General features: G+C 41.5%; 11 protein-coding genes, 2 pseudogenes and 1 riboswitch. Of the genes and pseudogenes, 3 read left to right on the forward strand and 10 right to left on the reverse strand.

Annotated features, from left to right (window positions below; translation table 11 throughout):
- Positions 1 to 387 (forward strand): PH domain-containing protein (locus I2D69_RS08020; RefSeq protein ID WP_243243781.1); only part of this gene is annotated, 387 nt, incomplete at its 5' end.
- 103 nt (positions 388 to 490) lie between these two features.
- On the opposite strand, the gene I2D69_RS08025 is transcribed toward I2D69_RS08020, so the two are convergent.
- The 3 genes and pseudogenes from I2D69_RS08025 to I2D69_RS20025 form a co-directional block, all read right to left on the reverse strand.
- Positions 491 to 964: a DUF1897 domain-containing protein gene (locus I2D69_RS08025; protein WP_118584022.1), complete on the reverse strand. Its 474-nt coding sequence runs from the start codon at positions 962 to 964 to the stop codon at positions 491 to 493.
- A gap of 42 nt (positions 965 to 1006) precedes the next feature.
- Positions 1007 to 1195, reverse strand: a pseudogene (locus I2D69_RS08030) (DapH/DapD/GlmU-related protein); the annotation flags it as partial.
- Positions 1196 to 1390 (reverse strand): annotated as a pseudogene (locus tag I2D69_RS20025) (DUF6444 domain-containing protein); the annotation flags it as partial. It abuts the pseudogene before it with no gap.
- Positions 1391 to 1672: 282 nt separating this feature from the next.
- Between I2D69_RS20025 and I2D69_RS08035 the strand changes: the two are divergent.
- Both I2D69_RS08035 and I2D69_RS08040 read left to right on the forward strand, forming a co-directional pair.
- The gene (locus tag I2D69_RS08035) at positions 1673 to 2311 is read left to right on the forward strand and encodes a DUF3786 domain-containing protein (RefSeq protein WP_148462054.1); all 639 of its coding nucleotides are present in this window, start codon (positions 1673 to 1675) and stop codon (positions 2309 to 2311) included.
- Positions 2298 to 2471 (forward strand): hypothetical protein, encoded by a 174-nt coding sequence (locus I2D69_RS08040; RefSeq protein WP_173717288.1) that lies wholly within the window; start codon positions 2298 to 2300, stop codon positions 2469 to 2471. Before I2D69_RS08035 ends, I2D69_RS08040 begins: the two co-directional genes overlap by 14 nt.
- A gap of 158 nt (positions 2472 to 2629) precedes the next feature.
- Here the strand turns inward: I2D69_RS08040 and I2D69_RS20030 are convergent, their stop codons facing one another.
- The 7 genes from I2D69_RS20030 to I2D69_RS08065 form a co-directional block, all read right to left on the reverse strand.
- Positions 2630 to 3577 carry an ATP-binding protein gene (locus tag I2D69_RS20030; RefSeq protein WP_243243782.1) on the reverse strand — a complete coding sequence of 316 codons (948 nt, stop codon included), beginning with the start codon at positions 3575 to 3577 and terminating at the stop codon, positions 2630 to 2632.
- Positions 3578 to 3658: 81 nt separating this feature from the next.
- Positions 3659 to 4072: a histidine kinase dimerization/phospho-acceptor domain-containing protein gene (locus I2D69_RS20035; RefSeq protein WP_243243783.1), complete on the reverse strand. Its 414-nt coding sequence runs from the start codon at positions 4070 to 4072 to the stop codon at positions 3659 to 3661.
- Positions 4073 to 4126: 54 nt separating this feature from the next.
- Entirely contained in the window at positions 4127 to 5497 is a 1371-nt protein-coding gene (locus tag I2D69_RS20040; RefSeq protein WP_226815850.1) for a transporter substrate-binding domain-containing protein, read from the reverse strand.
- A 200-nt stretch (positions 5498 to 5697) separates the two neighbouring features.
- A riboswitch (cyclic di-GMP riboswitch) is annotated at positions 5698 to 5773 on the reverse strand.
- A 151-nt stretch (positions 5774 to 5924) separates the two neighbouring features.
- Positions 5925 to 8876: a response regulator gene (locus I2D69_RS08050; RefSeq protein ID WP_195379706.1), complete on the reverse strand. Its 2952-nt coding sequence runs from the start codon at positions 8874 to 8876 to the stop codon at positions 5925 to 5927.
- A gap of 5 nt (positions 8877 to 8881) precedes the next feature.
- Complete coding sequence (locus I2D69_RS08055) at positions 8882 to 10732, reverse strand: ABC transporter substrate-binding protein (RefSeq protein ID WP_173773301.1); 1851 nt, start codon at positions 10730 to 10732, stop codon at positions 8882 to 8884.
- On the reverse strand, positions 10710 to 12914 hold the full coding sequence (locus I2D69_RS08060; RefSeq protein ID WP_195379728.1) for an ATP-binding protein: 2205 nt from the start codon (positions 12912 to 12914) through the stop codon (positions 10710 to 10712). The genes I2D69_RS08055 and I2D69_RS08060 overlap by 23 nt, the downstream gene beginning before the upstream one ends.
- Entirely contained in the window at positions 12898 to 13713 is an 816-nt protein-coding gene (locus I2D69_RS08065) for a transporter substrate-binding domain-containing protein (protein WP_195379707.1), read from the reverse strand. Before I2D69_RS08065 ends, I2D69_RS08060 begins: the two co-directional genes overlap by 17 nt.
- Positions 13714 to 13724 lie beyond the last annotated feature (11 nt).

Below are 13724 nucleotides of genomic sequence, written 5' to 3' on the forward strand. Positions count from 1 at the left end.
ATTTTAACCATTATATTCGGTATATGGACGTTGTTTTTGGGAAGTATTGAGATTCGTTTCGAGGATAAAGATTTTACTATTGAGGCACAAGGCTGGAGCGATTATACAGTAGACTATACGCAGATTGACAGTATCTCATATGAAGAAAATTCATCTCAGAGCTGGAATGATTATAGAACCAATGGTTTAGGAAATCTTAAATATGCTATGGGAAATTTTAGAAATGATGTCTATGGAGATTATATCCGGTATACCCATTCATCCTGTCATTCATATGTAGTCATGAGTATAAATGGAAAAATATTGGTCGTAAATGGTGCAAATGATTCAGCGACAAAGGAAATCTATCATACTATTAGCGAAAAGATGTCAAATGAATTAGAATAACATCAGTTACAAAAAAGCTTGACCACAACAATTCTGCAAATAAAAAAGAAACTGTCGGATAATTCCAGGCAGTTTCCTTTTTTACATATATCAGATACTATATTTATTTACAATTATTTTCAATCATGTCAGCTTTTTTGTTTCTCCCCATCAGCCGATAGTATTTACACCATAATCGCAGCGATTGCAAAGGAACGATTTCTGTTCCAAGTGTCATTCGTTCCACGATTTGTTCTTTGTCAAGAGAACAATCATAAACCTTCCCTTCGCTTACAATAGAAAATCCAGCCATAACGTCAATATCTACAGAATCAATGGTGAATTCCATGAATACCTTTGTACGATACATTGGATCAGAAGCAGAAGCCGGTGCGTGAAGTTCTCCCATTTCTGATAAAATTGTTCGGACCTGTTCAGCATCATGAACAGAGACCATTAAATCAATATCATGAAATTCTGAAATAATACCTTTAAAGTACAGCAGCATAGATGCGCCTAAAGCCCACTCTATATTTGCCTCATTAAATCGATGTGCAATTTTCTGTAGTAATTCAATTTTCTTCCGTATTTCAGGCATAATACCTCCCACTTATATATTTATCTGGATAAAACATGTTTGTTACTGATTCCTACGGATCACTCTGCAAGGACTGCCTGCAGCAATCACATTGTCGGGAATACTTTTTGTTACAATACTGCCTGCTCCAATCACAACATTATCTCCGATAGTAACTCCTGGTAAAATAATAGCCCCGCCACCAATCCATACATTATTTCCAATGATAACTGGTGCTGTTTGTGTTTTACAATCATGCTTCTTAAGTCCGTCAGATAAAGGTGGCTTGGAACTGTTTTTTGAGTTTTTGTTTAACTGCTCTTTCAGTTCTCGGATGGTCTGGTTCAGACTTGTAATCTCAGCAGAAAGCTCAGCAATGCGAGCACTTTGTTCTTCGTTTTGCTTCATCAGAAAACGAACGAATTCTTCTGTGATATTAACTGGCATTCAGACCACCTTCTTTCCGCGATTTTTTATATTTCTATTGTAACGGAAATGCCGTAAAAAAACCAGTCAGACAAAAAAGATACTTCCTTAATCCAATCCTCTAACGCCAGACCCTCTACAGAACTCTCGCGTATTATTCGTTACTACTATTATCCCTCTGATCCTCATTACAGCCATTGTTCCTTTGACCTGCTATAACAAAATGGCACAAAAAGCATTGATTTTATAGACCAATTAGTCTATTCTAAAATAACTACAACAAAAATATTCTTGGAGGGGTATATGACGAAAGCTCTGACTAATTATGATAAAATAAAAATTTCTACAGCACATGTTTTCCTGCAATATAATCAGGCTACAATGATACATAAATATTCATTAGATTACAATTCTGACTGGTTATATATTACTTTTATTAACCGTACCTATCGTATTAATCGAAAAACGGGAAGTGTTCAGTGGTCAGATAATGATTTTGAAATAATTCATGAAGCCAATCACAATGAAGCAATGACTATTTATGATGTTTTATGTTATTCAAAGGATAGATGCCATCTGTCACATGAATTTATAAACATAAACAGCCTTTCCTCTGTCCGAACAGGAAATCTCTCAACGAGCAGCGGATTTTTTCAGAATACCGCTGACTTTTTTAACGGAAAAACCGTTGAATTGCGTAATGCCTGTATAGCACTTTCCGGAAAGGAACTGGAAAAAGGAGATGTTGCTTTTAAATTAAATCTTTTTCCTTTTTTGCCGATTATCATTCGTTTCTGGGAAGCTGATGATGAGTTCCCGGCAAGTCTTCAAATTCTTGCAGACAGGAATACTTTAGATTACATGCATTATGAAACGCTTATGTTTGCACTTACACATCTGTTTTCCAGACTGAACGAGGAAATGCGAAATGAAAAAAGGTGAAGAATCCAGACAACTCCTGATTGAGTGTGCGGCTGAATTATTATGGAAAAATGGATATTCTGCTACTGGAATCAGCGAAATTCTCAAACAAACAGACCTTCCAGTAAGAAAAAATATGATTGAAATGTACCTGGAATACCGGTCATATCATGGCATCTGAAAGGAACTTATGTAAGTTCTGAAAAAATATTTTTGGGGAGGGAATCCTCCCCATTCTTATATCGTGGTACTTTCAAAGATTAAATTGTTAAAGCGCTCTTTAAAGAAAAAAGTCCTATGCAATTTTCCAGAGTGGCACTCCATTAGTATAACATGCAATTAATATTTTTCCTGCTGCCTTATTACTTCTGATAATATTGACAGCAGCTTATCAGCCTGGACTGGCTTTGCTATATGTTCATTCATTCCGGCTGCAATAGCCTCCCGCTTATCTTCCTCAAATGCATTTGCTGTCATTGCAATGATTGGTATACACGCCTTGTCCTTATCTGGTAAATTTCTGATTTCCTGTGTTGCCTTATAACCGTCCATTTTAGGCATCTGGATATCCATGAGGATCACATCATATGTTCCAACCGGCATTTGCATTATCCTGTTTACACACTGGATACCATCCTCCACACGTTCTGTTTTAAGACCTGCACGCTCAAGTATTGCTTCTGCAATCTCTGCATTCAGATCATTGTCCTCTGCCAAAAGGATATTCCTTCCCTCAAGTATTTCACTGCAGGATTCTGGATTTTCAGCATGTTTTTTTACATAATAGCTTTCATCCGCTATCCTGTGTTTCAGTGTTACAGTAAAAGTGCTGCCCTTTCCAAGCTCACTCTCCACATCGATTGTTCCACCGAGCAGATCAACATATTTCTTTACGATTGACATTCCAAGTCCGCTTCCTGTGATTTTGCTCTTCGTGGTGTTTCGTTCACGAGTGAATGCTTCGAAAATTTTTGACAGATAATCCTGGCTCATACCAATTCCGGTATCGCTCACCCTGGTCCTTACAATCATGTACCCAGGCTCCTCGCAGGGTAATTCATCTATATCTACCATAACAGAACCACCGGCTGGAGTATATTTTATGGCATTACTCAGGATGTTGACAAATATTTCTTTTACCTTGGTAGTATCTGTCAGTATATTTTCATGTTCTACATTTATTGTGTAATGAAGAGCAAGATTCTTTTTCTTTGCTTCATCCTCAAATATTTCAAACAGAGTCTGCCGGATATCCTCAATCCGTCCATAGTTCTCATCAATTTCCATCCTTCCGCTCTCAATCCGAGCCATATCAAGTACATTATTTATGATTGACAGAAGAAGGTTTCCTGACTGCTGAAGTTTTTTTTAATGTTCTGAAGTTTCAGGCAAATCCTTTCCTTTCAGTTCATTCTCCATAAGCTGTGCATAGCCCAGAATTGCATTCATAGGAGTACGGATGTCATGTGACATATTGTTAAGGAAACGAGTCTTTGCCAGATTAGCTTCTTCTGCTTTTTTCAGAGCGATTTCCAACTTGTCATTAAGCTTTTGTGTATCATTTGCAGCAAGCTTTGCGACAGCTTCTGCTTTCCTTGCCTTCCGTAAAAGTACGAGGATAATACTAATGATAGTGAGTACAAAAAATCCTGCCGTAGCAAAAAAAGCAAGCATATTGTCTTTTACAAAATCCAAAAATGTTACCTTATCTGCTGTACTGTCATAAATAGCAAGTGCACTTGTAAGCATGTCAGACGGCATAGCCTTTAAGGTTTTATTCAATATTGATAAGAGGGTTCCCTCTCCACTTCTAACTGCAAAGCATGCCTCCATTGTTTATGTAAGTGGAATACTCTTGAAATTTTGACTGTTATCATATATTAGTGCCTGACTTGCGCCCATGAGGAAACAGTCTGCTTTTTCATGAATGACCATATCTGCTGCATCGTCAAGCGAATCACAATCTATAAGCTTCCATTGGGGATAACTGAATGCAATATGCTGTTTTAAGGCATATTTTTCCCTGGGCACAGCTACAGTATACACCTTATTCTCATCAAATTTTTCCTCATCTGTTACCGCCATCAGGCTGTAGGTCCAGGCTGTGTTTGTAAGTGTATATCCGTTTTTTTCTGCAAAATATGGATTCCTGCCAGCATAAAAAATCATGTCAATCTCTCGTTCTTGTAAAGCTTGAAGCATTTCATCATATTCATCATATTCCTGTATATTAAATTCCAGTATCTGATTTCCCAGACAGTCTTTGGCATAAGAGAAATATTCTGCCAGCATACCGGTAAGTTTTCCAGTCTCTTCGTCCAGGGAAAATACTGCCGCATCATTACTCAGAAATCCGATCCGGATCCCATCATGTTCTTCCAACCAGGACTTTTCTCCGCCTGTAAGACTTTGACAATAATCAAGCGTAAAATACTTTTTATACAGATCCGCCTTGAAAAAAGGACTATCCTGATCCAGCTGACGCATAGCCCAGTCCAACTCTGTCTTGATATCGCTGCGCTCTTTATTTATTACAAAATATATGCCGGATTTACCAATCGTGGTAACGGATGATATTCCCTGTTCAGACCAGATGGATTCCTCCAGAGATACAAAACAATCGATTTCATGATTCGCTAATTTCTTTTCGACATCATCATCACTATTCACATTTACATGTTTTGTATGTATGCCATTCTTATTTTCCCATTCTGTCAGCATGATTTCAGGCTCAGTCCCCATGAGCACACCTACACGTTTCCCATCCATAGACTTGAAATCAGACGTCCCAATATCCGTATCCGATAAATCAGCATAAAGGATATATTTTTCCTCACCCATGGGTTCATCCGGGAAAAGCATCTTCTGTGCACGTTCATCGGTGTAAGAAATATCGCCCATGATATCAATCTCACCATTTTCAAGCTTATCAAAACAGTTGGACCAGTCACATTTCACATACTCAAATTTCCATCCGGTATAACCTGCCAGAGCCTGCATGAGCTCGTAGCCATAACCTCGTCTGACACCGTTTTTATCGACATAATTAAAGGTATCCTCAAATGAGCCGACACGGATGGTCTGTGGCTGTTTTTCATCATTATTCGTTTCAGCAGCCTGGCAGTGTACCGATAACATCATCCACATTCCCAGGACCACAAATATACATGCAAATAGTACGGCTGATTTTTTTCTACTTTTATCCATATTTTTTATTTCCTTCATCCGTTTGTGTTTTATGATGTTCCAAACACCAGGTCAAAAACAGCAAGTATTGTTTTTATATCAATCGGTTTTGCAATATGTGCATTCATCCCTGTTGCTGTGTACTGCTGCTGTGTAATTTCCATCATCTCTGCAATGCCCCGGGTGATAAAAACGCTGCCAAACAGGCAGCGCATCTCATTTCATGCAACTGGCTGCCATTTTACAGGCCCTGTAGCTTTGCGTCGCAGACTTTCATCTGTTTTGCCGATTTCCATATTAGAGCATTTAAAATTATACAAAAAAACTGATTTTATTATACTCCCTTGCTCCACTTTACACAAGAAAAACCTCACCGCTTTAACGCTTAAAAATAATTTGAAAACCTGCTAAAAAGTTGTTAACCGAACTTCTTAGCAGGTTTTTATTACTAATCTGTCAGATTATTTTGTAATGTACTGATCAATTCCTCTATAACGATTGGCTTGGATAAGAATCCATTCATACCGCATTCCAACGCTTTCTTTCTGTCCTCGTCAAAAGCATTGGCCGTCATGGCAAGGATGGTGATTCCTGCCAGTGCCGGATCCCTAAGGGCACGGATCTGCTTCGTGGCCTCATATCCGTTCATTACCGGCATCTGCACATCCATCAGCACCAAATCATAACCGCCCGGTTTCGACCTCTTGACCTTCTCTACTGCCTCTGCCCCATTTTCTGCAGTATCCACCAGGAAGCCATATTCATTAAGGATCTCCACCGCAATTTCACTGTTCAGCTCATTGTCTTCCACAAGCAGTATACATCTGCCTCTGAAATCTGAGCATGCCGCCGGAAGAACAGGCTTCTCCTGCTCAGCCTGATTCTGGCCAATGGCAGTCATCAGGGTATCTCTGATATCGGACATAAACAGAGGTTTCGCACAGAATGCAGTTACTCCTGCAGCCCTGGCTTCCACTTCGATGTCTGACCAGTCATAAGCAGTCAGAATAATGATCGGTGTATCGTCACCAAGACTGCGGATCTGTCTGGTGACCTCAATACCATTCATATCCGGCAGTCGCCAGTCGATGATATAAGCATGGAAGGCATCCCCAAGCTCCATAGACTGTCGTGCACGCAGAACAGCCTCCTTACCGGAAAGTGTCCATTCCGAACGCATTCCAACCCTCACAAGCATTTTGGTCACGCTGTCACAGGTATTAAAATCGTCATCTACAACCAGAGCCTTAAGACCTTCCAGCTCTGCAATCTTCTCTATACGGTGATTCTCAGGCTGAGTCCGGAATGGCAGACGGACGATAAATTCGGTACCTTTCCCCTGCTCTGTCCGGACCTCAATGGTGCCGCCCATCATATCCACAATATTCTTGGTGATGGCCATGCCAAGTCCTGTACCCTGAGTCCTGCTCACAGTGGAAGTCCGCTCCCTCTCAAAAGGAGAAAAGATCTTCTGTACAAATTCCTGACTCATACCGATTCCGTTATCCTTTACCCGGATCTCGTACAGTTCACTGCCTCTTTGGAACCCCGGATACTGTTTCAGCCGGACAGAAACGGTTCCGCCAGCAGGAGTAAACTTGATCGCATTGGACAAAAGATTCAGCAGCACTTGATTCAGTCGTGTCTTGTCACAATAGACATCCTCATTCGTCACATCCATGGCATCCATATAAAGCTCCAGCTGCTTCGCATGGATCTGCCCGCTGATAATCGTCTTCAGATCATGAAGTACATCCGACAGACTGACCTCTATTTCTTCCAGATGGATCTTTCCACTCTCAATCCGGCTCATATCCAGGATATCATTGATCAGAGAAAGCAGATGGTTACTGGAGGAAAGGATCTTACCCAGATAATCCCGAACCTTGTTTTTATCATCAATATTGCTTACAGCCAGTGTGGTAAAGCCGATGATCGCATTCATTGGTGTCCGGATATCGTGAGACATGTTGGAAAGGAAGGTACTCTTGGCCCTGTTTGCTGTCTCCGCCGCACGGACTGCCTCAGAAAGTGCCTGGTTCATTTTCCAGTCCGAGGTACGGTCCGACAGAACCAGGATGTATTTCTTTTTTCCATTTACCTCACTACCCATTGCAATATTATGGAACCAGCGTTTTTCCCCTGTTTTCTGATGAACATATTCAAAATCCCATTCTCGCTGTTCATGAACCTTGATTTCTTCCAGATAATTTTTCTCCGGATCTTCATGTTCCGCCGGATGCAATTTTCCCAGAACACGAATATCTCTACGAATCTGTTCTACCGTAATACCCAGCAGATTTTCCGCATTTGGGCTGACGTAATCTGCCTGATATGTTTTTGCATCCAGCATCAGAAAGACATCATCCACGTTCATTGAAAGCTTTTGAAACAGCTCATCCCGGTACCGGATCTCCGTATCCTTTCTTCTGAGATTTGTCCTGCTTTTTTGAATAATAAGACTGATAAGAAAAGCAGCAATACAGAACACGACCGCACCAACAAGAAGCATTGTACTGCTCTGCAGGCTGTTCATACTGGCATTAACAATATCTGCCTGTACAAGTCCCAGAAATACCCAGTCCTGAATATCTGATTTTTCATAGACCAGATAATAGTTCCTTCCATCCAGATTTACCAGCATCGCACCAGTATGTCCTGCTTTAAACTTCTCCGAAAGCTCATTGACCTCTTTTTCAGACATATCAGAATGCTCTCTCAGAACACCGAAGAAATTATATACATTCCCCCATAACTCAGAAGAATGATCGATCACAACACGGCCATCCGGATGAACAATAAAACTCTGTGCATTTCCATTGAAAGCAGAAATATCCAGTACATCTACGATATTAGAGTTTTCATAAGCAATGGCGATGGCATCATATTCAAATCCCTGATAGTTTCCATGAGCCTTGGGAGTGGCAAAAACAAGCAACTGGGATTTTCCCGGAACTGCTGCATTTGATATCACATCATTTCCCTGCCGGATGTCCTCTTCAATATTTTCCTGTAATCCAAGGTACCCGGTTTCCCCTGTCACCATCTTATAGTTCCCGTCGGCTGACAGAAAAAAGAAATCCAAAAATCCGGCATCTTCCTGCGCATTCTTTATATAATTACGGATTTCATCTTCGCTTGAGGTATTCTGCAGATTCTCACCCCAAATATGGAGATAAGTCAGGTTCTTATCTGTCAATTCCCTTAACATATTATCAGACTGATGAAAAACCTCCGTCAGATGGGAAACACTTTCCTCATAAATAGTTTTCGACACAAAGTCAAAATATCGGAAAACCATCAGAACAATTCCCAGTAAAACAGCTGTAAAGACAGCGATCCGGAATCGTTTTCTCCTAACAGTCTTTTCTCTGCCTTTGTTATGCTTCTTAATATCCATTCTTCTCACCTCAGAGTCATGTAGTCTTCAGGCTCTGCAAGAATGGCATCACCATCTGAAATATATCCTGTCCAGGTATCTTTCACAAAGGTGTCTTCTCCCTCAAACGCAATATTCTCATCTGTGGGATAGGCTTCCATGTGTTTTGGTATCGCAAGGCAGGTTACCGTGAATGTATCCTTGTCCTGAACTTTTTTTCCGTCTTTTGTAACTTTACTCAATGTATAGCCATCATCCGTTTCTTTGACTTCCACGGAAATGCCGCTGACCACAGGCAGAGAGCCACGGTTAAAGGGAATGAAACCTCCCTGATAGCCTTCTACAAAGTTTCTGACCAGTTCTGTCAGTTCTGCCCCGCTTATCCTGCAGCTATATGCCGAAAGACTGTTTGGCATGATCATGTCTCTTGCCATTTTTTCTGTATATCCAGCTTTCAGCACGTTTCCCGTAAAGCTGTTTCCGGTTGCGATTAGCACATCCGTCCCATAAATACCACGCAGAGTGTTTGCCATAACCGAATAAGCCGCATTTCCCCCACTGCTATGAAAACGGTTGGAATAGGATTTCTGTGAATCCAGCACGATATTCTCTGAAGCAAATTCTTCCGCAAGAAGCTGGGAATTAAATGACTGATAGGCCTGCTCTGCATCGTATTCTCCTGAAATCATCTTCGAAACCACATCCTTGGAAACGGAGAAAAAGTCATTTGACGCAATACGGATATACATGTGGTTTTCCTCGATCACAGGTTTCACATCCTTCAGATATTCCGTAAGCTTAAGATTCACATCCTGGCTGTAGCTTAACAGATCCTGTCCATCACTAATGATCCGGTTCTGTGCATCCTCTGAAAGCATTGTATTCAGTACCTTCATTGCTTTCTTCCGGCGCGTCTCGTCCTGTGTCAGGTCACGGTTTAATGCCACCTGAAAATATGGGGTCGTCATCAGCCACTTTTCGCCATTCTCCTGAAAGAATGGCAAAAATGTTGTGTTAATGCCCTGATCCTGTAACATTTTTACACCAGCTGAGCTGCCGAAGTACATGGCAAGCTTACCACTTTGGTACATCTCAATTATATCATCATAATTCATATCCAGATCGTCCTGGTTCAGCCCGGTATCCTGGATAAACTGTTCCATGCGTTCAAAAGCCTCCGGCCAGACGGTATCATCCAGACCTTCTCTCTTTGTATTATCCGGGTCACTGTAGGTGGTGCGCCACTTGCGTCCGTCTACAGAAGACAATTCTGATGCAGACAGACCCTGCAGTGTTTCCATACAGGTATAATCGTAATAATAGTCTGCAGTAAAGCCACGGATTCCCACCTCGTCAAATGCCTGGCAGGCAGAGACAAAGCTTTCATAATCGGTTGGCAGCGGAATTTCATACTTTTCAAAAAGGTCCTTGTTCACTACAAAACCGTGGGCATCTGCACACACGGGAAGCCAGTTTACGCTGCCATCCTCGTTCATAAAACTGCTGAGGTAGGTATCATAGACAGCACCTGCCTCATTGGTTGTGGAAAGATCCATCAGACTGTCATTCAGCGGACTTGCGTCATGCAGGGAAAACCGGCAGCAGGTAATAATATCCGGCAATCCACCGTTTTCATCAAGAAATTTATAAAAATCCAGATCATTATTGCCGACTACAAATTCAACATTGATATCCGGAAGCTGTTCCTGGATGTATGGTGCATATTTATCATACAGGCTGGTGCTCCATAAATACACTGTGATGGTTTCTGCATCTTCTTTTTCTGCAATTTTTCTGCCGCAGCCTGACAAAAGTGATGTGCCTGTCGCCATCACCAGAAGTACAGCAAGTAACTTACTCCGTTTTTTCTTTTTCATTATGACTCCCCCTGAAACTGTGTTTCATTAGTTTATAAATTATATTTATTAATAATTTTCCATCAACAGGCTTTGCTATATGTTCATCCATTCCTGCTTCTTTAGCTCTCAGTCTGTCCTCCGTGAATGCATTTGCTGTCATTGCAATGATCGGAATCATCTTTGCATCCTCTCTGTCCAGAGAACGGATTTTCTTTGTAGCTTCATAACCATTCATAACCGGCATCATAATGTCCATAAGAATGACATCAAATTCACCAGGTTTACTTTTTCTGAATAGCTCAACAGCTTCCTGTCCATTCCATGCTTTCGTCACCTCAGCACCTTCATTCTGGAGCATAAATTCTGCAATTTCCATGTTCAGCTCATTATCTTCTGCCAGAAGAATATGCAACCCCTTTATAGATTTTTCTGATACATCCTTCTGTTTTTCACGTTTATCCGCATTCATATCTATTTTGAACGGAACCCGGATCACAAATGTAGTTCCTGTGCCTTCTTCACTTTCAAAGGTAATGGCTCCGCCCATTTTCTCGACCAGATTCTTTGCAATCGGCATCCCAAGTCCTGTTCCGGCAAATTTTGTGCGGCTTCCTGTGTGTTCCTGTGCAAATGGTTCAAAAATATGTTTTTGGAACTCCTCAGTCATTCCGATTCCGGTATCCCGGCAGACAAATTCCATTGTGGTCATTCCTGGCTGTCCGGCTGGGATTTCCATGCAGCTGATATAGATATGTCCGTTTTCTCTGTTATATTTCACCGCATTGGACAGGATATTCATCATCACACGTTTCACATACCCCGGACTTCCAATAAAATCCCGGTGTGTGATTTCTTTTTTCTCCCACTCGATCCGGATATTCTGTTCTGCAGCCATCTGCTTGATCACAGCAAATACTTCCCTTGAAATACTGCTCAGATTAAATGGAATCTCTTCCAGAACGATTTCGCCTGACTCAAGCTTACTCATGTCCAGGATTTCATTTACCAGTTCCAGCAACAGATTGGACGCCTTTTTCACCTTTGTCCTGTATTCCGTCTGTTTCTCCAAATCACCTGCATAATGTTCTGCCATATTGACCATGCCGCAGATTCCATTGATCGGAGTCCGAATATCATGGCTCATCCGCTGGAGAAATTCTGTTTTTGCCTCATTGGCGGCTTCTGCCTTTTTTGCTGCTATCAGAAGTTCTGCTTTATATTTTTCATCTTTTTCCTGTTCCTGTTTCCGGTGCGCCAGATTGGTTCTGTATGTCCAGAACCAGAATATACTGAACATCAGAAAATAAAGAAAAATAACACTTATCACACTTAATGGAAGATTATGGAACACTTCTGTATCCGGAAGATATGCATAAATATAGTAATCCCTCTGCTTCAGCATGATTCCGTAGCATCCTGTTCCTTCATTCTTCAAATGATAAATGTGCTGACTGTCTGTATGCCTCTTCATTGCCTGAACAACTTCGTTGTCAGCCGTATTCTGCCCCAGCAGGCTCTCATCATTGCTGGCAACAACAATCCCCTCGTCTGCGACAATAATCGTTCCATCTTTCTGGATACTATAACCATTTAAAAGTCCCTGTATCGTCAGTGTATAGTTTCTGGAAAATTCAGGAGGTGTGTAATAGTAGATTGCCACAATACCCGGTGCATCTTTTCTGGCACAGGCTGCAATATCAATATAGGATCCGTCTTCCCTGGCAAACCGTTCTGAATAAGATCTTTCTTCATATCCGGTAAAATCCATAATAATGTCTTTTTGCAGATACTCCGTAATCTCATCAGTCAGAGACTCATCCGTACTGTATTCGCAGTCCGTCTTTCCCTCTGTATCCAGTACAATGATACCATCCACCCAGAGAGTCTGCAGGTTTTCTTTCAGGAACTCCCGGCTTAGATGACCGCCGTTTTCTTTTTCCGTTTTAATATTTGTACTCATCTGTCTGGCACTTTCAATAGCACGGAGGAGGCTTTTGGATTCCGAAGATTCATTATAATGGGTGTAGGTGGAACACTGCACTTTGACATAATTTACAATCTCTACCATTCTTTTCTCGGCTTCCGTTTTTTCTGCATGGAAAAAATAAAACAGTGAACCTACAGCCACACAGATTCCAAACAGACCTCCAATCAGCTGGATCCGTTTTTCTTTTGTCTTCCTCTTAATATCCAAGATCATCCACCTCCAGATATTTCTGGGGATCATCCAGATATTTTCCAATAATTTTCAGGGATGTGCCATCCTGACGCATTTCTTCCAGCGTCTGGCTCATCTGCTCACAGATTCCTCTGTCATCATCTTTTGCAAAAGCGACACCTATTCCAGTGATCATCAGAGGCTCTTCCAGGATACGAAAGCTTGCGTCATAATCCTTCATATACTGGACAACAGATTCCTCATGTGCGGCGACTGCATCTACATATCCTTTTCCCAGAAATGTATAAATCAACTCCCGGTGTCCGAGACTGATCAGATTTGCCAGTTTTGGGATTCTATCATCTGTCCGGTCCAGAAAAATGCCTTCCGGTTTGGTTGTGGACTGGACAGCCAGGTTCTTTCCCTCCAGGTCACTCAGTTTATAAATATCACTATTCTCATTTACAGCGACCACCTGACGGCTTGCTATATATGGTCCCGCCCAGCGGTAACCATCAAGACGCCCTTCCATGGAAAAACAACCCATGATACAGTCAATCTCTCCGCTCTCCACCAGTTCTTTTTTCTTCTCCCAGTTGATCTGGGCAACCTCCACCTGATATCCCATTCTTTTGAAAGCTTCTGTAGCCAGTTCTACATCTATGCCCGTCGGTACGCCATCCTCGTTCAGATAATTGTATGGCGGATAGCTGTCACTGCCGAGGGTAATAACGGGCTTTTCTGTTTCTTCTTTCGTGTTATCTGTGTTTTTACACCCTGCCAGGGTGACTGCTAAAATTCCCGCAAGCAGAATGCCTGCAATCACTTTTTTTCCTTTCATTTTCTGTCTAT

The sequence above is a fragment of the Ruminococcus sp. D54t1_190329_F1 genome, assembly GCF_015551645.1.
Lineage (GTDB): Bacteria > Bacillota > Clostridia > Lachnospirales > Lachnospiraceae > Blautia_A > Blautia_A faecis.

Excerpts from the sequence above, each read along its gene's own strand:
- I2D69_RS08040 (WP_173717288.1), top strand. The coding sequence starts at position 2,298 with ATGAAAAAAGGTGAAGAATCCAGACAACTCCTGATTGAGTGTGCGGCT.
- I2D69_RS20030 (WP_243243782.1), bottom strand. The coding sequence starts at position 3,577 with ATGGAAATTGATGAGAACTATGGACGGATTGAGGATATCCGGCAGACT.
- I2D69_RS08035 (WP_148462054.1), top strand. The coding sequence starts at position 1,673 with ATGACGAAAGCTCTGACTAATTATGATAAAATAAAAATTTCTACAGCA.
- I2D69_RS08025 (WP_118584022.1), bottom strand. The coding sequence starts at position 964 with ATGCCTGAAATACGGAAGAAAATTGAATTACTACAGAAAATTGCACAT.
- I2D69_RS08055 (WP_173773301.1), bottom strand. The coding sequence starts at position 10,732 with ATGAAAAAGAAAAAACGGAGTAAGTTACTTGCTGTACTTCTGGTGATG.
- I2D69_RS08060 (WP_195379728.1), bottom strand. The coding sequence starts at position 12,914 with ATGATCTTGGATATTAAGAGGAAGACAAAAGAAAAACGGATCCAGCTG.
- I2D69_RS08065 (WP_195379707.1), bottom strand. The coding sequence starts at position 13,713 with ATGAAAGGAAAAAAAGTGATTGCAGGCATTCTGCTTGCGGGAATTTTA.
- I2D69_RS20040 (WP_226815850.1), bottom strand. The coding sequence starts at position 5,497 with ATGGATAAAAGTAGAAAAAAATCAGCCGTACTATTTGCATGTATATTT.
- I2D69_RS08050 (WP_195379706.1), bottom strand. The coding sequence starts at position 8,876 with ATGGATATTAAGAAGCATAACAAAGGCAGAGAAAAGACTGTTAGGAGA.